This is a genomic window from Burkholderia aenigmatica, assembly GCF_902499175.1.
Lineage (GTDB): Bacteria > Pseudomonadota > Gammaproteobacteria > Burkholderiales > Burkholderiaceae > Burkholderia > Burkholderia aenigmatica.
Map to the genome: position 1 here is coordinate 1 of NZ_CABVQC010000035.1, position 22,994 is coordinate 22,994.

The 22,994-nt window shown below is 67.9% G+C and carries 18 protein-coding genes; 15 read left to right on the plus strand and 3 right to left on the minus strand.

Going from position 1 to position 22,994, the window contains the following annotated elements; genetic code table 11:
• The 3 genes from BDO18943_RS23735 to BDO18943_RS23745 form a co-directional block, all read right to left on the minus strand.
• On the minus strand, positions 1 to 572 hold a 572-nt coding region (locus tag BDO18943_RS23735), incomplete at its 3' end, for a DUF4286 family protein (protein ID WP_175024271.1).
• A 100-nt stretch (positions 573 to 672) separates the two neighbouring features.
• Positions 673 to 1,719, minus strand: coding sequence for a LysR family transcriptional regulator (locus BDO18943_RS23740; protein WP_175024272.1), 1,047 nt, complete (start codon positions 1,717 to 1,719; stop codon positions 673 to 675).
• A 135-nt stretch (positions 1,720 to 1,854) separates the two neighbouring features.
• On the minus strand, positions 1,855 to 2,646 hold the full coding sequence (locus tag BDO18943_RS23745; RefSeq protein WP_175024273.1) for an SDR family NAD(P)-dependent oxidoreductase: 792 nt from the start codon (positions 2,644 to 2,646) through the stop codon (positions 1,855 to 1,857).
• Positions 2,647 to 2,992: 346 nt separating this feature from the next.
• On the opposite strand from BDO18943_RS23745, the gene BDO18943_RS23750 reads away from it, so the two are divergent.
• The 15 genes from BDO18943_RS23750 to BDO18943_RS23820 all read left to right on the plus strand — a co-directional run bounded on the left by BDO18943_RS23750 (position 2,993) and on the right by BDO18943_RS23820 (position 22,973).
• Positions 2,993 to 5,137 carry a hydantoinase/oxoprolinase family protein gene (locus BDO18943_RS23750; RefSeq protein WP_175024274.1) on the plus strand — a complete coding sequence of 715 codons (2,145 nt, stop codon included), beginning with the start codon at positions 2,993 to 2,995 and terminating at the stop codon, positions 5,135 to 5,137.
• An 11-nt stretch (positions 5,138 to 5,148) separates the two neighbouring features.
• On the plus strand, positions 5,149 to 7,473 hold the full coding sequence (locus tag BDO18943_RS23755; protein WP_175024275.1) for a hydantoinase B/oxoprolinase family protein: 2,325 nt from the start codon (positions 5,149 to 5,151) through the stop codon (positions 7,471 to 7,473).
• 43 nt (positions 7,474 to 7,516) lie between these two features.
• The gene (locus tag BDO18943_RS23760; RefSeq protein WP_098551598.1) at positions 7,517 to 8,023 is read left to right on the plus strand and encodes an acetone carboxylase subunit gamma; all 507 of its coding nucleotides are present in this window, start codon (positions 7,517 to 7,519) and stop codon (positions 8,021 to 8,023) included.
• Between the two features lie 309 nt (positions 8,024 to 8,332).
• Positions 8,333 to 10,360: a sigma-54-dependent Fis family transcriptional regulator gene (locus tag BDO18943_RS23765; RefSeq protein WP_235996174.1), complete on the plus strand. Its 2,028-nt coding sequence runs from the start codon at positions 8,333 to 8,335 to the stop codon at positions 10,358 to 10,360.
• Between the two features lie 349 nt (positions 10,361 to 10,709).
• Positions 10,710 to 11,582: a KPN_02809 family neutral zinc metallopeptidase gene (gene ypfJ / locus BDO18943_RS23770; protein ID WP_175024276.1), complete on the plus strand. Its 873-nt coding sequence runs from the start codon at positions 10,710 to 10,712 to the stop codon at positions 11,580 to 11,582.
• Positions 11,583 to 11,867: 285 nt separating this feature from the next.
• Complete coding sequence (locus tag BDO18943_RS23775; protein ID WP_175024277.1) at positions 11,868 to 12,608, plus strand: helix-turn-helix transcriptional regulator; 741 nt, start codon at positions 11,868 to 11,870, stop codon at positions 12,606 to 12,608.
• A gap of 51 nt (positions 12,609 to 12,659) precedes the next feature.
• Positions 12,660 to 13,331 carry a hypothetical protein gene (locus BDO18943_RS23780; protein ID WP_175024278.1) on the plus strand — a complete coding sequence of 224 codons (672 nt, stop codon included), beginning with the start codon at positions 12,660 to 12,662 and terminating at the stop codon, positions 13,329 to 13,331.
• A 160-nt stretch (positions 13,332 to 13,491) separates the two neighbouring features.
• Positions 13,492 to 13,689, plus strand: a complete 198-nt coding sequence (locus BDO18943_RS23785) for a hypothetical protein (RefSeq protein ID WP_043179813.1) — start codon at positions 13,492 to 13,494, stop codon at positions 13,687 to 13,689.
• A 241-nt stretch (positions 13,690 to 13,930) separates the two neighbouring features.
• Positions 13,931 to 15,433 carry an aldehyde dehydrogenase family protein gene (locus tag BDO18943_RS23790; protein WP_175024279.1) on the plus strand — a complete coding sequence of 501 codons (1,503 nt, stop codon included), beginning with the start codon at positions 13,931 to 13,933 and terminating at the stop codon, positions 15,431 to 15,433.
• 72 nt (positions 15,434 to 15,505) lie between these two features.
• Entirely contained in the window at positions 15,506 to 16,846 is a 1,341-nt protein-coding gene (locus BDO18943_RS23795) for an aspartate aminotransferase family protein (RefSeq protein ID WP_175024280.1), read from the plus strand.
• A 237-nt stretch (positions 16,847 to 17,083) separates the two neighbouring features.
• Positions 17,084 to 18,586 (plus strand): APC family permease, encoded by a 1,503-nt coding sequence (locus BDO18943_RS23800; protein ID WP_175024281.1) that lies wholly within the window; start codon positions 17,084 to 17,086, stop codon positions 18,584 to 18,586.
• Entirely contained in the window at positions 18,583 to 19,170 is a 588-nt protein-coding gene (locus BDO18943_RS23805; RefSeq protein ID WP_175024282.1) for a DUF3156 family protein, read from the plus strand. The genes BDO18943_RS23800 and BDO18943_RS23805 overlap by 4 nt, the downstream gene beginning before the upstream one ends.
• 63 nt (positions 19,171 to 19,233) lie before the next feature.
• Entirely contained in the window at positions 19,234 to 20,172 is a 939-nt protein-coding gene (locus tag BDO18943_RS23810; RefSeq protein WP_041493501.1) for a helix-turn-helix domain-containing protein, read from the plus strand.
• Positions 20,173 to 20,339: 167 nt separating this feature from the next.
• Complete coding sequence (locus BDO18943_RS23815; RefSeq protein WP_175024283.1) at positions 20,340 to 21,533, plus strand: porin; 1,194 nt, start codon at positions 20,340 to 20,342, stop codon at positions 21,531 to 21,533.
• A gap of 201 nt (positions 21,534 to 21,734) precedes the next feature.
• On the plus strand, positions 21,735 to 22,973 hold the full coding sequence (locus BDO18943_RS23820) for an ABC transporter substrate-binding protein (RefSeq protein ID WP_175024284.1): 1,239 nt from the start codon (positions 21,735 to 21,737) through the stop codon (positions 22,971 to 22,973).
• Positions 22,974 to 22,994 lie beyond the last annotated feature (21 nt).

Sequence of the window (22,994 nt, forward strand, 5' to 3'; positions counted from 1 at the left end):
AGCGCGGCGGCGACGCGGCGCGTGGCGGCCGCGTCGCTGCCCTCGATCAGCACGAGCGCGTCGGCGGCCGGGAGCGCGGCCGCAGCGGCGCCGATCGGCGCGGAAAGATCGGGCGCGGTGCGGAACAGCCGTGCCGCATGGATGCCGGGTTCGCGCAGCGCGTCGTCAAAGCGTTCGCGCAGGCCCGGCACGTCGATGCGCTCCGGCGGCAGCACGAACAGCGCGAGATGCACGCCTTCGCCGTCGCCGGCTTCGATCGTCAGGTCACCGACCCGTCGCTGCGTGCCCGTCATCCGCTCGAAATTCGCGAGCGACCAGGCCGTCTGATGCGTGAACGCGCGCCGGTACGCGTCGCTGCGGAACACGTCGAGGGTCTCGGTCACGTACAGCGCGAGGTATTTGCGCGGGCCGTTATCGGTCGAGCGAAACCGCCGCGCATGCGTGAAGCCCGGAATCGCGACGCGCTCCTGCATGTGCTCGCGGTCGTACCACGCGTTGAAATCGGCTTCGTGCGCGGGGTCGATATCCGTCCAGACGCAGAGTTGTCCGTGCGGAAGGGAAAGGCGGGTCATCGCGGGGTTCCTTGAGACGAGGTGTGTCAGGAACTGCAGTGTCCCGAAGACGGGCCGTGCCCGTCCAACAAGAAAACAAATTCGCGGTGAACAGGTTTTCTTATGAGCGGCGCGGCCGGCGCTTCGCCGGAGGGGCGGGCGGCGCGGATTTCGGCGTGCGTTTTGCCGCCGCGGTTTTGGTTTTGGTCGCCGGTCGGGCAGGTGCGTTGTCGATGGCGTTGGTATCCGCATCGGCCTTTGCCGACGCGCCCGGCTTGGCACGACTCGCGGCGGCCGACATCGCACGCGCGACTTCGCTCGCCAGTTCCGCGATGCGCGCGGCGACCGGCAGGCCCTGCGTGCGATACGACGCGACCAGCGGCAGCGCGGGGAATTCGGGTTCGACGTCGAGCAGTTCGAGCGCGCCTTCCTGCAGTTCGCGGCCGATGATCGCGGGCGGCAGCGCGGCCACGCCGAAGCCGTCGGCGACGAGCCGGATCATCGCGGCGACCGACGTGATGCAGTTGATGCTGGCCGGCCGCTCGACGGCCGCGAACAGCCGCTCGATCGTTGCGTGCGGGCCCGAGTGGCGCGAGAAGCTGATGATCGGATACGCGGCGAGCCGCGCGACGTCGAGCCGTTCGCTGCCGAGCCCGAGCCGCGGGCTCGCCGCCCAGTGCACCGGGAATTCGCACAGCGGCAGGTTCGTGAAGTCGGGGCCGGGCACCGGGTCGGTCTGCAGGATCAGGTCGACGCCGTCGGTGCTCAGCAGCCGGATCAGGTGCAGCGTCGTGTCGCTCGTGATCTCGACGTCGAGGCGCGGGTAGCGCTCGCGCAGTTGTGCCATCAGCGCCGGAAACCAGCTGTGCACGATCGACTCGATCACGCCGATCCGGATCAGGCCGGCGTCGCTCGCCGCGTCGATGTCGCGCCGCATCTCGCTGTCGAGCCGCACGATCCGCTCGGCATACGCGAGCATGCGCCGGCCCGCGGGCGTGAGCGTGGCCGAACGCGTGTTGCGGTCGAACAGTCGCACGTCGAACGCCTCTTCCAGCGACGCGATGCGGCTCGACACGGCGGCCTGCGTCGTATGCAACTTCTCGGCCGTGAGCCTGAAATTTTCCAGCTTCGCGAGCCAGACGAAGGTTTCAAGAAACCGGATGTTCATCGAATCCCGAACGGTGAGGCGGTGCCGCGCGCGGCGGCGGATCGGTCGATGTTAGCGGATTTTCGGGGTGGCCAACGAGCCGGCCGGGCGGCGGCCTTCAACGACGCGTCGCGCGGCGCGGTGCAGCGCCCGTCGTCACAGCGTGTCGAACGCGAGCGTCGGTACGTCGACGACCATCGCGCCGCCGTCCGCGACGAGCGTCGCGCCGGTCACGAACGACGCGTCCGGCGATGCGAGGAACGCGCACACGGCCGCGATCTCGTCCGGATCGGCCGCGCGCCGCAGCGGCACGTCGGCACTCACGCGCCCATATGCGCCGTCGAGCGTGTCGCCGTAGGCGGACATCAGCGGTTCCATCTCCGCATCGGCCATCGGCGTGCGGACCCAGCCCGGGCAGACCGCATTCGCGCGCACGCCGTGCGGCCCGTAGTCGCGGGCGAGCGAACGCGCGAGCCCGAGCAGCGCATGCTTGCCGACCGTGTAGCCGCAGACGCCGGGGCCGGCCGCGAGCGCGGCGATCGACGCGACCAGCACGATGCTGCCGCGCTGCGCGATCAGGTCGGGCAGGCACGCGCGGGCGCTGACGAACGCGGTGTCGAGGTTCGCGTGCATCGCGTCGCGCCACCCGGCGTCGTCGGTTTCGTCCGCGCGGCCGAGGCCGTGGCCGCCCGCGCAGGCGACGAGCGCGTCGACGCGGCCGAACCGTTCGGCGATCTCCGGCAGGAAGCCGGCCCAGTCGGCCGTGCTCGCCGCGTCGCCCGCGAGCGCGAGGCCGCCCGTTTCGGCGGCCAGCGCGTCGAGCGGTGCGCGCCGCCGCCCGATCAGCACGACGCGGTCGCCGCGGGCCGCGAAGCGGCGCGCGCATGCAGCGCCGATGCCGGTGCCAGCGCCGGTGATCGCGATCGTACGGGGTTGCGGGGGCGTCATGTCGTTCTCCGGAAAGGTGTCGTGTCGGGTCACTTTAGCGGGCGGCCGGCCGCGCGGCTATCAGCCGAATGGCTGAACGCGGGAGCGCAGCCGGCGACGCCGACTGATCTCCGGACGCCGGCGCAGTCCGGAATCCGGACGTCCGTCGGTGCGTGGCCCGCCCGTGCCACCGCGCCGGATTCGACGAGCGCCCGCCCGGCATGGCCCGGCCGCATCGAGCGGCCGGCCCCGTCGAATGGCACGGTTGTTGCGTTCCTGCAGACGAGCCGGCGCCCGGGATCGCACGATGGCCTCGCTCGAACCGGAACACGGCTCATCACGACTTCAATCATTGGAGACATCAACCATGGAAGGACTTTCGCAAGTCCAGGTCTTGGGCATCGACGCGGGCGGCACGATGACCGACACCTTCTTCGTGCGCGAGGACGGACGGTTCGTCGTCGGCAAGGCGCAAAGCAATCCGGAGGACGAGTCGCTGGCGATCTTCAACTCGTCGCAGGATGCGCTCGCACACTGGCAACGCGACGTCGACGACGTCTATCCGGACCTCGTCACCTGCGTGTATTCGGGCACGGCGATGCTCAACCGCGTCGTGCAACGCAAGGGGCTCGAAGTCGGGCTGCTCGTCAACAAGGGCTTCGAGCACGTGCACTTGATGGGGCGCGCGATCCAGAGCTACCTCGGGTACGCGCTCGAAGAGCGCATCCATCTGAATACGCACCGCTACGACGAGCCGCTCGTGCCGTTGTCGCGCACGCGCGGCGTCACCGAGCGTACGGACGTCCAGGGCGAAATCGTCATTCCGCTGCGGGAAAACGAAGTGCGGCAGGCCACGCGGGAGCTTGTCGCCGCCGGCGCCAAGGCGATCGTCATCTGCTTGCTCCAGTCGCACAAGAACGCGACGAGCGAGCGTCAGGCGCGCGACATCGTGCGCGACGAGCTGGCGGGGCGCGGCGTCGATCTCCCGGTGTTCGCGTCGGTCGACTACTACCCGCAGCGCAAGGAAAGCCACCGGATGAACACGACGGTGCTCGAGGCGTATGCGGCCGAACCGTCGCGGCAGACGCTCCGGAAAGTCAGCGACCGCTTCCGCAAGCACGGCGCGAAATTCGACCTGCGGGTGATGGCGACCCACGGCGGCACGATCAGCTGGAAGGCGAAGGAACTGGCGCGCACCATCGTGTCGGGGCCGATCGGCGGCGTGATCGGCTCGAAGCTGCTCGGCGAGGCGCTCGGCTACGACAACATCGCGTGTTCGGACATCGGCGGCACGTCGTTCGACATGGCGCTCATCACGAAGGGCAAATTCGCGATCGCGTCCGACCCGGACATGGCGCGCCTCGTGCTGTCGCTGCCGCTCGTCGCGATGGACTCGGTCGGCGCGGGCGCCGGCAGCTTCGTGCGGCTCGACCCGTACAGCGGCGCCATCAAGCTCGGGCCGGACAGCGCCGGCTATCGCGTCGGCACGTGCTGGCCGGACAGCGGCCTGACGACGGTGTCCGTGTCCGATTGCCACGTCGTGCTCGGCTACCTGAATCCCGACAACTTCCTCGGCGGCCAGATCAAGCTCGACGTGAATCGCGCCCGCGAGCACATCCGCGAGCAGATCGCCGAGCCGCTCGGACTCTCGGTGGAGGATGCGGCGGCCGGCGTGATCGAGCTGCTCGACCTGCAGTTGCGCGAATACCTGCGCTCGAACGTCAGCGCGAAAGGCTACAGCCCGACCGAATTCGTGTGCTTCTCGTACGGCGGCGCGGGGCCGGTTCATACCTATGGCTACACCGAAGGGCTCGGTTTCAAGGACGTCGTCGTGCCGGCGTGGGCGGCAGGCTTCTCGGCCTTCGGCTGCGCGTGCGCGGATTTCGAGTATCGCTACGACAAGAGCGTCGATCTCGCGTTGCCGCAACTCGCCTCCGACGACGACAAGGCGGGCGCCGCGCAGACGATCCAGAAGGCCTGGGCCGAACTGACGGCCAAGGTGATCGACGAGTTTCGCATCAACGGCTTCAGCGAGCGGGACGTGATCCTGCGGCCGGGCTTCCGGATGCAGTACATGGGCCAGCTCAACGACCTCGAAATCGAATCGCCGATCGCGAGCGCGTCCGGTGCGCACGACTGGGACAAGATCGTGACCGCCTTCGAAGACACCTACGGCCGCGTGTACGCGAGTTCCGCGCGTTCGCCGGAGCTGGGCTTCTCGGTCACGGGCGCGATCATGCGCGGCATGGTCATCACGCAGAAGCCGGTCTTGCCGGAAGACCCGGTCGCCGATCCCGCGCCGCCGGCGGACGCGCACGTCGGCACGCGGCGTCTGTACCGAAACAGGCAGTGGCACGACGCGGTGATCTGGCGCATGGAGTCGCTCAAGCCGGGCAACGAGATCGCGGGCCCCGCGATCATCGAATCCGACGCGACGACCTTCGTGGTTCCCAAGGGCTTCGCCACCACGCTCGACAAGCACCGCCTCTTCCACCTCAGGGAAGTCAAGTAAGGAGACATGCGATGAACATGATGTCCAGCCAGGAAGTCGGTTTCGCCGATCTGCTGAAGAACGGCCAGACGCTTAAGCAGTTTCGCGACGGCATTCTCGAACGCACCGCGCAAACCGGCCATTACAACGGGCTCGAGCGGCTCGCACTGCGCGAGCGCGATCCGATCCGCTACGAGAAGATGTTCTCGAAGCTGCGCGGCGGCCTCGTGCATGCGCGCGAAACGGCCAAGAAGATCGCCGCGAGCCCGATCGTCGAGCAGGAAGGGGAGCTGTGCTTCACGCTCTACAACGCGGCGGGCGACTGCGTGCTCACGTCGACCGGGATCATCATCCACGTCGGCACGATGGGCGCGGCGATCAAGTACATGATCGAGAACAACTGGGAAGCCAACCCGGGCATTCAGCCCGGCGACATGTTCACCAACAACGACTGCTCGATCGGCAACGTCCACCCGTGCGACATCGCGACGATCGTGCCGATTTTCGCGCACGGCAAGCTGGTCGGCTGGGTCGGCGGCGTCACGCACGTGATCGACACGGGCGCGGTGACGCCGGGCTCGATGTCGACGGGCCAGGTGCAGCGCTTCGGCGACGGCTACATGATCACGTGCCGCAAGACGGGGGTGAACGACACGCCGCTGCGCGACTGGCTGCACGAGAGCCAGCGCTCGGTTCGCACGCCGAAGTACTGGATCCTCGACGAACGCACGCGCATCGCCGGCTGCCACATGATCCGCGACCTGATCGAGGAAGTGATTGCCGACGAAGGCCTCGACGCCTACGAGGCATTCAGCTACGAGGTGATCGAGGAAGGGCGCCGCGGCCTGCAGACGCGCATCAAGGCGATGACGTTGCCCGGCAAGTATCGCAAGGTCGCGTTCGTCGACGTGCCGTACAACCATCCGGACGTGCAGACGTCGTCGGCGTTCGCGAAGCTCGACTCGATCATGCATTCGCCGGTCGAGATGGAGATCCGCAAGGACGGCTCGTGGCGTCTCGATTTCGAGGGCGCGAGCCGCTGGGGCTGGCACTCGTACAACGCGCACCAGGTCGCGTTCACGAGCGGCATCTGGGTGATGATGACGCAGACGCTGGTGCCGACGCAGCGCATCAACGACGGCGCATATTTCGGCACCGAATTCCATCTGCCCAAGGGCGCATGGATGAACCCGGACGACCGCCGCACCGGACACGCTTACGCGTGGCACTTCCTGGTGTCGGGCTGGAGCGCGATGTGGCGCAGCCTGTCGCAGGCGTATTTCAGCCGCGGCTATCTGGAGGAAGTCAACGCCGGGAACGCCAACACGTCGAACTGGCTGCAGGGCGGCGGGATCAACCAGGACGGCGACATCCATGCGGTGAACAGCTTCGAGGCGTCGTCGTGCGGCACCGGCGCGTGCGCGATCAAGGACGGCCTGAATCACGCGGCCGCGATCTGGAACCCCGAAGGCGACATGGGCGACATCGAGATCTGGGAGATGGCCGAGCCGCTGCTGTACCTCGGCCGCAACGTGAAGTCGAATTCCGGCGGCTACGGCAAGTATCGCGGCGGCTGCGGATTCGAGACGCTGCGGATGGTCTGGAAGGCGCAGGACTGGACGATGTTCTTCATGGGCAACGGCTACATGAACAGCGACTGGGGGCTGATGGGCGGCTACCCGCCTGCGACCGGCTATCGCTTCGAAGCGCATCGCACGGGCCTCGACGAGCGCATCGCGCGGGGCGAGAGCCTGCCGCTCGGCGGCGATACGAATCCGGACCTGCCGGACTACGAAAACCACCTGAACGCCGGCGCGGTCGTCAAGCGCGACCAGCAGTGCATGACCACGGAGGACTGCTACAGCAACTACGATCTCTATCTGAACTACCTGCGCGGCGGCCCCGGCTTCGGCGATCCGCTCGACCGGGAAATCGACGCGATCGAACGCGATCTCAACAATGCGGTGCTGCTGCCCGAATACGCGCAGAAGGTCTACGGGGCGGTCGCGACGCGGGATGCCAACGGCATCTGGACGGTCGATCCGCAGGCGAGCGCGCTGCAGCGCATCGAGATCCGCAACGCGCGCCTCGCGCGCTCGCAACCGACCCGCGAATGGATGAAGGGCGAGCGCGAACGGATCCTGGTCAAGCACGCGTCGACGCAGGTGCAGCACATGTTCGCGACGAGCTTCGGCCTGTCGACGAAATTCGAGCAGCAGTTCCGCGCGTTCTGGGAGCTGCCGGACACGTGGACGCTCACCGAGGACGAGCTCGACGTGCCGACCTACGGCTCGAAATTCCGCATGGACCTGTCGAAGATGCCCGACGTCAATACGGTGGTGCTGGTCGAGGAGTGAACCGGACGCCCCTACGCACCATCACCCACATGGAGAACTGAAGATGTCTACCTACACCAAGGAACAGATCAGGAACATGGTCGACGGCAAGCTCGACTGGGACACGACGTTGCGCATGCTGTCGATGCCGAAGGACGGCGAGCGCTTCCGGATGTATGTCGACGCGCTGCAGCAGAAGCTCGGCTGGAAGGACCGCATCGTGCTGCCGCTCGGCCCGCATCTGTACATCGTGCAGCAATGGGCGACCAAGCACTGGGTCACGCAGTGCGACTGCGGCCACGTGTTCTGCGATTACCGCGAAAACTGGAAGCTGCACGCGAACGTCTTCGTGCGCGAATCCGACGAGGCGATGGACGAGGTTTATCCCCGCCTGATGGCGCCCGACACGCAATGGCAGGTCTATCGCGAATACTATTGTCCGACCTGCGCGGCGATGCACGACGTCGAGGCGCCGACGCCGTGGTACCCGGTCATTCACGACTTCGAACCCGACATCGACGCGTTCTATTCGGAATGGGTGAATCTGCCGGTTCCGGAGCGTGCGCAATGATCTGATCGGTGAGTCTGTTCGCGCCAGGCGTTCGATTTCCGGCCGTTCGATTTTCGAACGGCCGGTTTCTTTTCGGCCGCCGGCATGCGGCGGCGCACCGCGCCGCACGACGGCTCGCGGGCCACCGCCGGCTGGCGCGCGCATTGCTTGCAGTGGTGCATCTCCGGACGGTCGTCACGGCGCCGTAACGGAGTACGATAGTCGCCACGCTCGCCGCCGGTTGCGGTCGGGCACCCCGCAAAGTCGACAAAAAAGGCCGCTACGACGGCCTTGCGGTTCGTGTCGTCACGAAACCGCCAGGAGACAGACATGCAACAGAGAGGCACGCCGATGGACTGGTTTCCCAGTCCACACCACGACGCGAGCATCATGGCCGCATGGGAGCATCTGGTGACGGGCAGCGACTGGCGTTCGCCCGACGTACGCGGCGTGGTCGACGATTCGTGGCAGCGCTGTCTCGTCAGCCACGTCGATCCCGGTGTCGATCGCGCGCCGCCGCCGCTCGATGAAGACGGGCTCGTGCAGCGGCGCAGGTCGAACGGCCGCCTCGTCGACGCCAGCCTGCCGCTGATGCAGCAGACCCGGGATTTCCTTGCGCAGACGGGCACGGTGATGCTGCTGGCCGATCCGAGCGGCATGATCCTCCAGCACGAGGGCGATATGCGGATCGTCGAGCCGGCGCGCGAGGTCGGCCTCATTCCGGGCTGCGAGTGGACCGAGCTGAATTGCGGCACCAATGCGATCGGCACTGCGCTTGCGCTCCGGGAGCCGGTCCAGATCCACGGCGCGGAGCACTTCTGCGCGGGCATCAAGCGCTGGACCTGCTCGGCGACCGTCATCCAGGATCCCCGCGACGGGCACGTCCTGGGCGTGATCGACATTTCCGGGCTCGCGCAGACCTACAACCCGTACTGCCTTGCGCTCGCGGTATCGCTCGCGGGCCGTATCGAAAGCCGGCTCGCGAAGGAGGGCATGGCGCGCCGCCTGAGCCTGCTGGACCGCTGCGCGTCGCGCTTCGGCGCGTCGTCCGCCGATGCGGTGATCGTCGTCGACGAACGCGGCCGGCTCGTCAAGGCCAATGCCCAGGTCGTGGCGGTGCTGCGCCGGCTCGGATTCGACATCCGGTGCGACGCGGCATTCGCGTTGCCCGAACTCGAGCGCTACGCGGACGACGGCCGCCTGCCGGCGAGTGCGCCGGCATGGCTGTCGAGCAGCCACGTCGAAACCGTGCGCGACGGCGCGGACGTGCTGGGCTACATGATCGTGACGCCGGGCATCGCGAATCCCCGCGGCGCCGTGCCGATTGCGCGCGGACCGGAACGGCGCGGCGGCGAGCCGCGCGGGTTCGAGCGCATCGTCGGCGACAGCGCCGCGCTGCGGGAGGCCGTGAATCGCGCGCGCCAGCTCGCGCCGTCCCGGGTGCCGGTGCTGCTGCTCGGCGACACCGGCGTCGGCAAGGAGCTGTTCGCGCAGGGAATCCACCGGGCGAGCGATCGCGCCGACGCGCCGTTCGTCGCGCTCAACTGCGGCGGGTTGTCGAGGGATCTCCTCGCCAGCGAATTGTTCGGCTACGCGGAAGGGGCCTTTACCGGCGCACGCAAGTCCGGTGCCGCGGGCAAGATCGAAGCGGCCGACGGCGGCACGCTGTTTCTCGACGAGATCGGCGAAATGCCGCTCGACATCCAGCCGCATCTGCTGCGGGTGCTGGAGGAGAGCGAGATCTACCGGCTCGGCGAGAATACGCCGCGCAGGGTGAATTTCCGGCTGGTCGCGGCGACGCACCGGGATCTGAAGGACGCCGTCGCGACAGGCCGGTTCCGGATGGATCTGTACTACCGGATCGCGGTCACGACCGTGTCGATTCCGAGCTTGCGCGAGCGCGGCGAGGATCTGCCGGCGCTGATCGCGTATTGGCTCGGACACCTGTGCGAGTCCTATGGCCTTGCCCCGCGGTCGTTCGACGATGACGCGTACGAGCGGCTGCTGCGCTATGCGTGGCCCGGCAACGTGCGTGAACTGCGGAACGCGATCGAAGGGGCGCTGCTGCTGTCGGATCGCCCCGTGATCAGCGCCGACAAGCTGCCTGCCGAGATCGGCCTGGCGGCCGCGCGCGATGTGTGCGCCGTACGGCCCGTCGACGCGCTGGCGCCGGATGCCGGCGAGTCGTTGAGGAAGGCCGAGGCCGAATCCATCCGGCGCGCGCTCGCGCGTCATGCCGGCAATCTGACGAAGGCGGCGAGTCAGCTCGGCATCGCGAAGAGCACGCTCTACGAAAAGATCCGCAAGTACCGCTTGCTCGACGCGGTGAGCGACGTCCGCCGGAGTCGCGCGAAGTAAGTCGCGGCAGGTCCCGGGCGGCGCGGATAAACCCGGTTCTTCCCCCGGCTTCCCGTCCTCCCGGGCCGCACGAACCGTCATTTTGCAAAGAATGACGATGTCGCCGGCCTGATTGCACGCTCCATGCTTCATAATTTTTAAGATAAGACGTCGGAGTCGGCAAAACGGTGGGTGCGCCGCGCCTGGCATCCGGGATTCGGCTGCCGCGTCCGTCATGGGTCGACAGGCCTGCGCGGTCGCGCGGGACTGGCCGGGCGGCGCCGTGCGATAGCGAGCCGGCCGACGGGAATCAATCGCCTGGCGGGGGGCCGTCCGGTCAGCGCAACGACAAGCAAGGGAGGGGCCGGCAATGAGGCTGGACGACGAAAGAGAAAGCGTGAACGTAGAGGATCGCCGCGGCGGCGGTTTCGTCGGCGGACGCGGCGCGACGATCGGCATCGGTACGATCGTGGTCGCCTTCGCCGCATCGTATTTCTTCGGGATCGACCCGCGCGTGATCCTGGAAGGCGCATCGGCGCTGCAAGGTGCGCAGCAGCAGGCGCAGCCCGCGCAGCGTCAGGGCGCGCCGTCGAACGAGCCCGGCGTGGTGTTCACGCGCAAGGTGCTCGGCAATATCGAGCGCACGTGGACGAACGTCTTCACTACCCAGTTGCACGCGCAATACGAGCCGCCGAAGCTCGTGATGTTTACGAACGCGACGCCGACCGCGTGCGGCACCGGCCAGACGGCGATGGGGCCGTTCTACTGTCCGGCCGACCGCAAGGTGTATATCGATCTCGGCTTTTACGACGAGTTGCGCAAGCGGTTCGGCGCGGGCGGCGATTTCGCGCAGGCCTATGTGATCGCGCACGAAGTCGGCCACCACGTGCAGAACCTGCTCGGCATTTCCGACAAGGTCGACGCCGCGCGCCGGCGCTCGAGCGAGGCGCGCTCGAACGCGCTGTCGGTGCGGATGGAACTGCAGGCCGACTGCTTCGCCGGCGTGTGGGCGAACAATGCGCAGCGCGCGAACCAGCGGCTGATGGAACCGGGCGATTTCGAACAGGGGCTGAAGGCGGCGGCCGCGATCGGCGACGATCGGCTGCAGCAGCAAGGGCAGGGCTACGTCGTGCCGGAGAGCTTCACGCACGGCACCAGCGAGCAGCGCGTGTACTGGCTGCGGCGCGGGATGGAGTCGGGCGAGGTGAGCGCCTGCGATACGTTCGCCGCGAACGCGCATTGATGGGGCGCTGCGCCGGCGTTTCAGGCCGGCGCGCGTGTCGATTGAGGCTGGACTGATCGTTCCGATCGGATGCGATCGGCGCATGCGATGTTTCACGTCCCGTTCGGCGTTCGTCGTCGATTGCGCGGCGCCCACGCTGGACTTCCGTCGTCGCGACCCGGCAGGCGGCTTTTCCTTCGCCGCCCACAGCCGATTTGCCGATTTGTGCTCACCGGCGCTTTTCGGCGCCGGTAGGCTGGCCCGAACTTCGATCTTCGATACGTTCGCTCGCCAGCCGACTCCACCATGCCGACCCCATCCGTTCCCGCCGACCCGGCCGCCGCCGACTGGCCACGCGCGCTGCGCGCGTGCGTGGACGCGTTCGACGCGTTCGCGAGCCCGTCCGCGATCGTGTTCTACCGGCTCGACCAGAGCGGCGAACCGGCCGATTTCGAGCTGTTCGGGATGCCGGAATCGATGCATCGCACCTATGTCGCGCGCTACCGGATGCTCGATCCGCTGCATCCGTCGCGTTGCGCGGCGGGCGAACGCGCGGTCGTCACGCTCGCTTCCCAATTGCCTGACGAAAGGCGCGACGCGTCCGCGTACTGGACCCGTTTCCTGCGGCGGCACGACGTGGCCGACGTCGTCGAGATCTGGCTGCGCGACGCGGGCCGGACGGTCGGCGCGTTCTCGCTGCTGCGCTTCGGGTCGGGCGAAACGCGCGGCGGCGTGGCCGGCAACAGCACGGCCGGGCGGTTCGCGCCCGGCGAGATCGATGCGCTCGCGCGGCTGCAGCCGGTTGCCGAAGCCGCGCTGAGCCCGCTGCTGCGCGCGCGGCGCGGGATCCACCGGATCGGCTGCGAGGAGCGGCTGACCTACCGCGAGGAGCAGATCGCGCGCCTCGTGCGCGACGGCCGCTCGAACAAGGAGATCGCCCGCGATCTCGCGCTCGGCCAGCCGACCGTCAAGACGCACCTGATGCGGATGTACCGCAAGCTCGGCGTGTCGAACCGCACCGAACTGGTCGGGGCGCTGTTCCTGTAATTCATCGGATAATTGCGATCCGGAATTCAAACCTTTCGCGATTGCCGATTCATGAATATCAAGGCGCTGCTGGCTGGGCTGCTCGTGTTGCTGGGTGTTTCCGCGGCCTCGACTGCGTTCGCGCAAGAGAGCGAACCCGATTCCTGCGCCGTACTGCAACCGCTCCGGATGCTGGCCGATGACGTCGGCGACGCTGGCACTGATCTCGGCGACGGATGGCTCGCACTGGCGCCGGACGGCAATCGCTGGAAGCTCGCGCCGGCACGCATCCGGCTCGAACCGGTGCAACCGGATGGCATTGTCGTCGACGTCACGCCCGACGTGAAACATGCCGTTGCGCTGTTGCGTTGCACATCGCTCAGGCAGGGCCGGGTCGACACGGTGAACCTGGCGTTCCCGAACGGTGGAAGGGTGATCGAGCCCGGCCCCGAACCGCAGCGTTTCGCGTTTCACGGCCACCGGTACGCGTTGCGCTACACCGCATCCGGCGCGGTGATTGCCGAAGGCGGGGGCAAGCGGTCGGTCCTGCATGATTTCGGCGGCGACCCGCCGCCGTTTCGCGTCACCCTGATCTGGGCGGGCGACCTCGATCGCGACGGCCGACTGGACTTCCTGATGGAATTCGGCAGTGAAATCGGCACGAATTTTTGCCTGTTCACGTCGGGCAATGCCAAGGAAAACGAACTGGTCGGTCCTGCAGGCTGCCTGGATGTCAGCGGCTGACCGGCCGGACGCCTCTGTCAAGCATCCACCTCGCAAGCCTGATCGGTCGAACCGTACCGAACCGGTTGGCTCGCCGCCGCAATCGTTCTGCTCGCGGATTTCCGCCGTCGTGCAGTACCATGCGCGATCGTCGTTTCAATAACAACCAGGGGCCGGGAACATGGACGTCACGATCATTGCAGTTGCGCTTGTGGTCGCCGCCTTGAGCATTGCACTGCCGATTTTCATCATCAGGACCGTGAGAAGCGGGATATACGATTCGCTGTACTTCCTGATTCCGCTGGCGCTCGGCATCTACTGGCTGGATTACCAGGCGTACGACTTCCTTGCGTCGATGGGGCACGGCTTCAGAAACTAGCCCGGTACCGGCGCGGGCAGGCCCGCACCGGTCGAGTAGGCCGGCCGGTCTGCCCGTGCGATACCGAGCCGGCTTCCCGTCTCGACACTCGACCCGCCACCGCGGGGTTCGAACCCGCCACCCTCAGCGCCCACGCGCTGCCAATTTGCGCTCACCGGGCGCGAACCCTCGTCGATACAGTGGAACGACGCCCGCGTGCCCATGCGCACGCGGTCCAGCCACGACAATCCTCGAGACGCCCATGAGCACCACGAATTTCGTCGCCGTCAGCGACACCGTGCGCACCTTCGTTGCGCGCGACTTCGGCCTCTTCATCGACGGTGAAATGCAGCCCGCGCACGCGGCCGCACGGCTCGACGTGTACGACCCCGCGACGGGCGAGCGGCTCGCGACGGTCGCGGACGCCGACGAACGCGACGTCGACCGCGCGGTCGCCAGCGCGAAGCGCGCATTCGACTCCCGCGTGTGGCGCGGCCTGCGCCCGGCCGACCGCGAACGCATCCTGCTGAAACTCGCCGACCTGATCGAGCGCGACGCCGAAACGCTCGCGCAGCTCGAAACGCTGAACCAGGGCAAGTCGATCCACGTGTCGCGCGCGGTCGAGGTCGGCGCGAGCGTCGAATACGTGCGCTACATGGCCGGCTGGGCGACCAAGATCACCGGCCAGACGCTCGACGTGTCGATCCCGTTCCCGCCCGGCGCGCGCTATACGGCCTATACGCGCAAGGAGCCGGTCGGCGTGGTCGCCGCGATCGTGCCGTGGAATTTCCCGCTGATGATCGCGGTGTGGAAGCTGATTCCCGCGCTCGCGGCCGGCTGCACGATCGTGCTGAAGCCGTCGCCGGAAACGCCGCTCACCGCGTTGCGCCTCGCCGAGCTCGCGCTCGAAGCCGGCGTGCCGCCCGGCGTGTTCAACGTCGTCACCGGCGGCCGCGTGTGCGGCGCCGCGCTCGCGAGCCACCCGTCGATCGCGAAGATCTCGTTCACGGGCTCGACCGCGACCGGCAAGCTGGTCGGCGCGGCGGCCGTGCAGAACATGACGCGCTTCTCGCTCGAACTCGGCGGCAAGAACCCGATCGTGATGCTCGACGACATCGACGTCGCGCAGGCACTCGACGGTGTCGCCGCCGGCGCGTTCTTCAACCAGGGGCAGGTGTGCGCGGCCGCATCGCGCATCTATGTGCATCGCAGCAAGTTCGCGCAGCTTGCTGACGGCCTCGCGGGCGTCGCGCAGTCGATGAAGCTCGGCGCGGGCCTCGACACGACCGCGCAGATCAACCCGCTGGTCTCCGCGCATCACCGCGACAAGGTCGTCCAGCACATCGAAGGCGCGCGCCGCGCGGGCCTCACGTTCCTCGCGGGCGGCACACCGGCCGACGATTTGCCCGGCTATTACGTGAAGCCGGCCGTGATCGCCGATCCGCATCCGGACAGCGCGATCGTGCGCGACGAAGTGTTCGGCCCGGTGATCGTCGTCGTGCCGTTCGACGACGCGGCCGACGCGGTGCGCCTCGCGAACGCGTCGCCGTACGGCCTCGCCGCGAGCCTGTGGAGCAACGACCTGAAGCGCGTGATGAACCTCGTGCCGCAGATCGAGGCCGGCACCGTGTGGGTGAACTGCCATATCCCGCTCGACCCGTCGATGCCGTTCGGCGGCTACAAGCAATCGGGCATCGGCCGCGAATTCGGCCAGTACGCGATCGAAGGCTTTACCGAAACCAAATCCGTCTGCATCGCGCACTGACGCGCGGCGCCAATTGCGAAAACCGCGAACCTCGGCGATCGAGGTTCAACCGATCCGACAGTGGAGACTGCAATGAGCTACAACGAAGCGAAATTCTGGCATCCGATGGTGCACCCGAACGACATGAAGCAGCGCAAGCCGATCCGCATCGTGCGCGGCGACGGCTGCTACGTGTTCGACGAACAGGGCCGCAAGCTCGTCGACGGCGTCGCGGGCCTGTGGAACGTGAACGTCGGCCACAACCGCCAGGAAGTGAAGGACGCGATCGTGCGCCAGCTCGACGAGCTCGAATACTTCCAGCTGTTCGACGGCATTTCGCATCCGCGCGCGGAAGAGCTGTCGAAGCAGGTGATCGACATGCTCGAACCGGAAGGGATGCGCCGCGTGCTGTACAGCTCCGGCGGTTCCGACTCGATCGAGACCGCGCTGAAGATCGCGCGCCAGTACTGGAAGGTGCGCGGCCAGGCCGACCGCACGAAGTTCATCTCGCTGAAGCAGGGCTATCACGGCACGCACTTCGGCGGTGCGTCGGTGAACGGCAACACGGTGTTCCGCCGCAACTACGAGCCGAACCTGCCCGGCTGCTTCCATGTCGAGACGCCGTGGCTGTACCGCAACCCGTTCACGCAGGATCCGGAGGAACTCGGCCGGATCTGCGCGGAAATGCTGGAGCGCGAGATCCAGTTCCAGAGCCCTGACACGGTGGCCGCGTTCATCGCGGAGCCGATCCAGGGCGCGGGCGGCGTGATCGTGCCGCCGGCCAACTACTGGCCGCTGGTGCGCGAGGTGTGCGACCGTTACGGCGTACTGCTGATCGCTGACGAGGTCGTGACGGGCTTCGGCCGCAGCGGCAGCCTGTTCGGCAGCCGTGGCTGGGGCGTGCGCCCGGACATCATGTGTCTCGCGAAGGGGATCTCGTCGGGCTACGTGCCGCTCGGCGCGACGGTGGTGAACGCGCGGATCGAGGACGCGTTCGCCGCGAACGCGGACTTCGGCGGCGCGATCATGCACGGCTACACGTACGCGGGCCACCCGGTGGCATGCGCGGCCGCGATCGCGAGCCTCGACATCGTCGTGAAGGAAGACCTGCCGGCGAATGCGGCGAAGCAGGGCGCGTATCTGCTCGAAGCGCTGAAGCCGTTCGCGGAACGCTTCGCGGCGGTCGGCGAGGTGCGCGGCAAGGGGCTGATGCTCGCGCTCGACCTCGTCGCGAACAAGGACACGCGCGAGCCGATCGACCCGCTGTCCGGCTACGCGAACGCGGTCGCGGAAGTCGCGCGCGAGAACGGCGTGCTGGTGCGCCCGGTCGGCACGAAGATCATCCTGTCGCCGCCGCTCGTGATCCAGCGCGAGCAGCTCGACCGGATCGTCGACGCGCTCGCGGCGGGCTTCGAGGCCGTGCCGTTCGCGTGATGGCGTGATCGCGTGACGGCACGCCGGCGGCGGGCAGCGCGGCTGCCGCCGGTTTGCCGATTTGCGCTATGACCGGATTATTTTGCCTGCGTATTTTTTCGACATCGGATCAAGGTGTGATCGACAGGGGGCCCGGGAATCGAAGCGCTGAAGCGCCGCCCCGGGCCGACCGCAATGCCATGGAACCCCGGCCGCCGACGAAGCGGTGGCACGGTTCGACACAGGAAGGAGACAAGGATGTCGGGATGGTCTGGAGTTACCGGCGCAGCGGGCGACACGCCCGCCGGCGCGCCGGCTGAAGCGGGTGGCGGCACGGCGCTGAACGCGGGCGCGGTCGGTTTTCCGACCGCGCTGGCGAGCGCCGTCGGCCTCATCATGGCAAGCCCGGTGATTCTCACCGCGACGTCGGGCTTCGGGATGGGCGGCTGGGCGTTCGCGGTCGCGATGATCATCGCGTTCGTGATGATGCAGGCGCAGGCGACGACCTTCTCCGAAGCCGCCGCGATGCTGCCGACGGCCGGCTCGGTTTACGATTACCTGTCGTGCGGGCTCGGCCGCTTCTGGGCGATCACCGGCACGATTTCCGCGTATTTCCTCGTGCACGTATTCGCCGGCACGGCGGAGACGATCCTGAGCGGCATCATGGCGCTCGTCAATTTCGAATCGCTGAATGCCGCGTTCGAGAAGCACAACAGCTCGTGGCTCGTCGGCGTCGGCCTCGTCGTCACGTTCGCGATCACCAACATCATCGGCATCAAGGTGTTCAGCAAGCTCGAGATCGTGCTGACGGCCGGCATGTGGCTGTCGCTGATGATCTTCGGGATCCTCGGGCTCGCGGCCGCGCCGGCCGTGCATCTCGACGGCTGGTTCGGCGGCTCGGAAGTCGGGACGTCGGTGCCGGCCGTGCTGTCGCTGGTCGGGATGGCGATGTTCATGTTCGTCGGCTGCGAGTTCGTCACGCCGCTCGCGCCGGAAATGAAGACGCCGGGCAAGACGATTCCGCGCGCGATGGCGCTGGGCCTCGTCGGCGTCGCGATCTGTATGTTCCTGTACGGCGCGGCGATCCGCCGCCAGGTCGCGAACGTGCCGGTGAGCCCCGACGGCCTCACGCACCTGCTCGATACACCGGGCGCGATTCCCGCGTTCGCGCTGCAGGTGCTTGGGCCCTTCGGCCGCGTGTGGTTCGGCATCGCGTTCCTGTGCGCGGGCGCCGCGACGATCAACACGCTGATGGCCGGGCTGCCGCGCATCCTGTACGGGATGGCGATCGACGGGGCGCTGCCGCGCTGCTTCGCGTACCTGCATCCGCGCTTCAAGACGCCGGTGGTCGGCATCGTCGCGGCGGCGATCGTGCCGATCTTCCATGCATGGCTGATCAACGGCAATCTCGACAGCATCCTGCACCTCGTGCTCGCCGCGACCTGCGCGTGGGGGACCGCGTATCTGCTCGTCACCGCGTCGGTCGTGATGCTGCGGATTCGCCGCCCGGACCTGCCGCGCCCGTACCGTTCGCCGCTGTTCCCGCTGCCGCAGATCGTGTCGAGCGTCGGCATCGTGCTCGCGATCTGGTACATCACGCCGCCGGGCATGAATGCGCGCGACATCTACGTGCCGTTCGGCGCGATGCTCGGGCTCACCGCGCTGTACGCGCTGTTCTGGACGCTCGTCGTGCAGCGCCGGCATCCGTTCAAGCCGGTGCCGGTCGAGGAAGTGCTGCGCAACGAGCACGTCGCGTCGTGAAGGCCGTGCTTGCCCGCTGGCGCGCGGCGCCCGATGCGCCGCCGCCCGGCCATCGGCCCGGCGCGATCGCCGCGCGCGTGCTGGCCGACTTGGGCGCCGAGCGCGATGCCGATCGCGTCGGCAGTCTGACGGCGAGGCTGCCGAACGGCGTGCGCGTGAGCATCGACGAGCGGGTCGACCGCCAGTTCCTGATGCACACGGTCAGCGTGAAGGTGGCGGCAACCGTGTGCGGCCCGGCCGTGCAGGGCAGTGCGCGCGTGCGGCAGACCGGCTGGCTGCGCTGCACGGGCATCGACGCGCTGGCCGCGCCGGGATGCGACCCCGGATTCGCCGACACGCTGGCCGCACTGGTGGCCGAGCCGTCGCTGGCCGACGCGCTGCGGCCGCTGCACCTGACCGACTGCACGATCGACGCGCGCGACGGCCGCTGGACGCTCGCGATCGTGCCGTTCGGTGGCAGCGAGGTCGTGAACCGGATGCCGTCGTTCCGCCGCTACGTCCGTCTGACGGGTGAGCAGGCTGCTGCACTGTCGGCGGCCTGTCTTGCGTTCGAAACCGCACTACGCAGGATTTTGCACGGGTAAGCTGTGGCGTTGCGCACCGGGGGAACCCGGCGGCCGCGTTTAGGGGTTTTACCGGAGATGCCGATGCTGTTCCAGTCACGCTCACACGAAGACGTGCACGATCACGGGCTCGCGATCGCGGGCTGGCATCAGGTCTATCGCCAGATGACGCCGGGCCGCTTCAAGGGCACCGTCACGCAGGTGCTGTACGACGATTTCCACTTCTTCCGCGAAACGACCAACCGGCGTGTCGCGCAAACCGGGCTCGCGCCGGCCGGGCGCACGTCGCTCGCGGTGCCGCTGTCCGTGCCGCTCGCGGGCACGTTCCAGGGCCAGCCCGTCGACGGCTATGCGCTGCTTGCACTGCGCGCCGGCGAGGATTTCGAATTCCACACGCCGGAAGGGATGGGGCTCGTCGGGATCAGTGCGGCGTCCGACATGGTCGACGAGCTGTGCGAAGCCGAATTCGGCGCATCCGGCGCGCGCAAGCTGCGCCACGTGACGCGGCTGTCCGACGAGCAGGGCGTCGCGCTCGGTGTGCGGCTGTCGGCGCTGATCGACGACGCGCAGCGCAACCCGGGCCACCTCGAATACGCGGCCACCCGCAAGATGTTCCGCGATGCGATGCTCGGCATGTTCCTCGACGCACTCGAGCAGGGCATCGGCGTCGAGCGCCGCGACATCACGCACGCCACCTACAGCGACATCGTGAGCCGTTGCGAGAAGCATCTGCGCGACCGGCCCGAAGAACCCGTCACCGTGCTCGAACTGTGCCGTGCGCTGCGCTGCAGCCGCCGCACGCTGCAAACGAGTTTCCAGCGCGTGGCCGACGTCACACCGGTCGGCTATCTGCGCACGATCCGGCTGAACGCGGTGCGCCGCATGCTGCGCACGACGTCGGTGCAGCAACTCGGCGTCGGCGAGGCCGCTGCGAGCTGGGGTTTTACGCACCTCGGCTATTTCGCGCGCGAGTATCGCGACCTGTTCGGCGAGCTGCCGTCCCAGACGACGCGCCCCGAATGACGCACGCGCGCCGCAACGGCGCCGCTGGGCACGGTCGCGGGCAACGCGTGCGACTGTTTGCCGATTTGCGATAGAGGTCCTGAATTTTCGCTGGATAGAGTCCTGTCACCCATATCGATAACCCCATCGATCTGCACTGCGAATCGATGACAACAGAGGGGCGGGACATGAAGATCGGACGACGACTGGCCGCGGCTGCGGCGACGCTGGGTTGCATGCACGCACACGCGCAAACCTCCGGCAGCGTGACGCTGTACGGCACCGTGGACACCGGCATCATCTACTCGACGAACCAGCAGTTCACGCGCGCCGACGGCAGCACGGGCGGGGGCCATGCGTGGCAGATGGGCGGCGGCAACCTCGTGCCGTCGCGCTTCGGCTTCCAGGGTGCCGAGCCGCTCGGCGGCGGGCTCAATGCAGTATTCACGCTCGAGCAGCAGTTCCTGTCGGCGAACGGGCAGGCGCTGCAGGGCGGCACGGCCTTCAGCCGGCAGGCGTGGGTCGGGCTGCGCCAGGACGGGATCGGCACGCTCGGCCTCGGGCGCCAATACGACTCGTACACCGACATGCTCGGCGCGTACGTGTCGAGCAACAACTGGGCGACGCCGTACGGCTCGCACCTCGGCGACGTCGACAACCTGAACGCCGCATTCAACTTCAACAACGCGGTGAAGTTCACCAGTGCCGATTTCAACGGCCTCACGTTCGGTGGCACGTTCAGCTTCGGCGGGCAGGCCGGCGACTTCTCCGCGAAGCGCGGCTATGCGGTGGCCGCGACGTACACGCGCGCGCCGGTCGCGTTCTCGGTCGGTTACCTCGACCTGCATCAGCCGCTCGACGCGGCGCTCGGCGGCGCGAACGGCTATATCGGCGATTTCGCGTGCAGTAACCCGGGTGCGATGTACTGCCTGCTGCAGGATGCGGGCTCGATGCGCGCGTTCGGCGCGGGCGGGTCCGTCACGTTCGGCGATGCGACGATCGCGCTCACCTATACGCATAGCCGCTATTTCTCGACCACCGCGCAGCCGCGCACGCAGGCGTTCACGTTCGACATCGGCGAGTTGAACGCCACCTACCTGTTCACGCCCGCGCTGCAGGGTGGCGTCGCCTATATCTTCAACGCCGCGCATACCGACGGGCGGGGCACGACGCGGTTCCACCAGGTGAACGTCGGCACGAACTACAGCCTGTCGAAGCGCACGGCGCTGTATGCGGTCGCGATCGGCCAGATCTCGAGCGGGAAGGGCCTCGGCACCGACGCGGACGGCAACGCGGTGAACTACGCGCAGATTCCGGTGCTCGCGAACAGCAATTCGAGCCGGCAACTGGCGGTGATGGCCGGGATCCGCGTGAACTTCTGATCCGGCCGGGGAGGTCTGGCCGGGGAGGCCGCACGGGTGGGGCGGCCGGGCGCGGCGGCCGCCTCTCCCGCCGTGTGCCATAAATTCTTAACGATCGGCGTGAACAATGGCGTTCGCTTCAGGCGGCCAGAAGCGTCGCCCGCGTTGCACACGTGTGCAACGCCTGGCCGTCCCGCCACCACGCCGAACGAGAGAGACCTCATGACCTTGCTGAGCCGCCTGCGCGCGCTGTCCGCCGCCCTTGCGCTGTCCTTCGCCGCCACGCACGCCGTTGCCGCGGATCTCGTCATCGCGGGCCGCGACGACATCTACGGCAAGGGGCTGGCCGACGCCGTCGCCGGCTTCAACAAGCTGCACCCGGGCACCGAGATCGAGCTGCTCAAGCTGCCGAACGCGAATCTGTACCAGAAGCTCAAGCTGTCGATGCGCGAAGGCACCGGCGCATACGACCTCGTGATGATGGACGACACGTGGGCACCCGAATTCATCGGCAACGGCTGGCTCAAGCCGCTGCCCGCGTCGCTCGCGGACGCCGATCTCGTGCCGTCTGCCGTCGCGCTCGGCCGCAACGCGACGGGTGCGCTGTACGCGCTGCCGATCGTCGGCAACGTCGAGATGTTCGCGTACCGCAAGGACCTGCTCGCGAAGTACAAGCTGCAGCCGCCGCGCAACTGGGACGACGTGCTGAAGATCGCGCAGACCGTCGGCGGCGCGGACAAGAGCGTGTCGGGCGTCGTATTCCGCGGCACGAAGGGCAACCCCGTCGTGACGGGTTTCCTGCCGATCCTGTGGGCCTACGGCGGCGACGTGTTCGACCATGCCGGCAATGTGACGATCGATTCGCGTGAGGCGCAGGCCGCACTGAAGACCTTCCTCGCGCTGAAGGCGTCCGCGCCGAAGGACGTCGACGTGTATGGCGCGGCGGAAGTGCGCGACGCGCTGCAGCGCGGCTCCGCCGCGCAGTCGATCGAGGTGTGGCCGGCGTGGGTGCCGGCGCTCGACGATCCGAAGCAGTCGCGCGTGGTCGGGCAGATCGCGCTGCAGCCGCCGCCCGGGCAGACCGCGGGCCCGGCGCCGATGCTCGGCATCTGGCAGATGGGCATTCCGAAGGACGCCCCGCACGCGAAGCTTGCACAGGATTTCCTCGCGTACCTGACCGCACGCGACACGCAGACGCGCCTCGCCGGCATCGGCATTCCGCCGACCCGCCGCAGCGTGTTCAATGATCCGGCGCTGGTGCGTCAGTACCGCTGGTATCCGGATCAGCTGAAGGCGCTCGAAGCGGGCCGTGCGCGGCCGCGCGTGAAGGACTGGCAGCAGGTCGAGAGCATTCTCGGCGACCAGCTGCAACTCGCGCTGACGGGGCAGGCCGCACCCGACGCGGCGCTGCGCCAGGCGCAGCAGAAGATCGCGCAGGCGACGGCCGCGGCGGGCAAGTGACGGCGCGCGTCGAACCTTCGC

Excerpts from the sequence above, each read along its gene's own strand:
- BDO18943_RS23740 (WP_175024272.1), bottom strand. The coding sequence starts at position 1,719 with ATGAACATCCGGTTTCTTGAAACCTTCGTCTGGCTCGCGAAGCTGGAA.
- BDO18943_RS23745 (WP_175024273.1), bottom strand. The coding sequence starts at position 2,646 with ATGACGCCCCCGCAACCCCGTACGATCGCGATCACCGGCGCTGGCACC.
- BDO18943_RS23750 (WP_175024274.1), top strand. The coding sequence starts at position 2,993 with ATGGAAGGACTTTCGCAAGTCCAGGTCTTGGGCATCGACGCGGGCGGC.
- BDO18943_RS23755 (WP_175024275.1), top strand. The coding sequence starts at position 5,149 with ATGAACATGATGTCCAGCCAGGAAGTCGGTTTCGCCGATCTGCTGAAG.
- BDO18943_RS23760 (WP_098551598.1), top strand. The coding sequence starts at position 7,517 with ATGTCTACCTACACCAAGGAACAGATCAGGAACATGGTCGACGGCAAG.
- BDO18943_RS23765 (WP_235996174.1), top strand. The coding sequence starts at position 8,333 with ATGCAACAGAGAGGCACGCCGATGGACTGGTTTCCCAGTCCACACCAC.
- ypfJ (WP_175024276.1), top strand. The coding sequence starts at position 10,710 with ATGAGGCTGGACGACGAAAGAGAAAGCGTGAACGTAGAGGATCGCCGC.
- BDO18943_RS23775 (WP_175024277.1), top strand. The coding sequence starts at position 11,868 with ATGCCGACCCCATCCGTTCCCGCCGACCCGGCCGCCGCCGACTGGCCA.
- BDO18943_RS23780 (WP_175024278.1), top strand. The coding sequence starts at position 12,660 with ATGAATATCAAGGCGCTGCTGGCTGGGCTGCTCGTGTTGCTGGGTGTT.
- BDO18943_RS23785 (WP_043179813.1), top strand. The coding sequence starts at position 13,492 with ATGGACGTCACGATCATTGCAGTTGCGCTTGTGGTCGCCGCCTTGAGC.
- BDO18943_RS23790 (WP_175024279.1), top strand. The coding sequence starts at position 13,931 with ATGAGCACCACGAATTTCGTCGCCGTCAGCGACACCGTGCGCACCTTC.
- BDO18943_RS23795 (WP_175024280.1), top strand. The coding sequence starts at position 15,506 with ATGAGCTACAACGAAGCGAAATTCTGGCATCCGATGGTGCACCCGAAC.
- BDO18943_RS23800 (WP_175024281.1), top strand. The coding sequence starts at position 17,084 with ATGTCGGGATGGTCTGGAGTTACCGGCGCAGCGGGCGACACGCCCGCC.
- BDO18943_RS23810 (WP_041493501.1), top strand. The coding sequence starts at position 19,234 with ATGCTGTTCCAGTCACGCTCACACGAAGACGTGCACGATCACGGGCTC.
- BDO18943_RS23815 (WP_175024283.1), top strand. The coding sequence starts at position 20,340 with ATGAAGATCGGACGACGACTGGCCGCGGCTGCGGCGACGCTGGGTTGC.
- BDO18943_RS23820 (WP_175024284.1), top strand. The coding sequence starts at position 21,735 with ATGACCTTGCTGAGCCGCCTGCGCGCGCTGTCCGCCGCCCTTGCGCTG.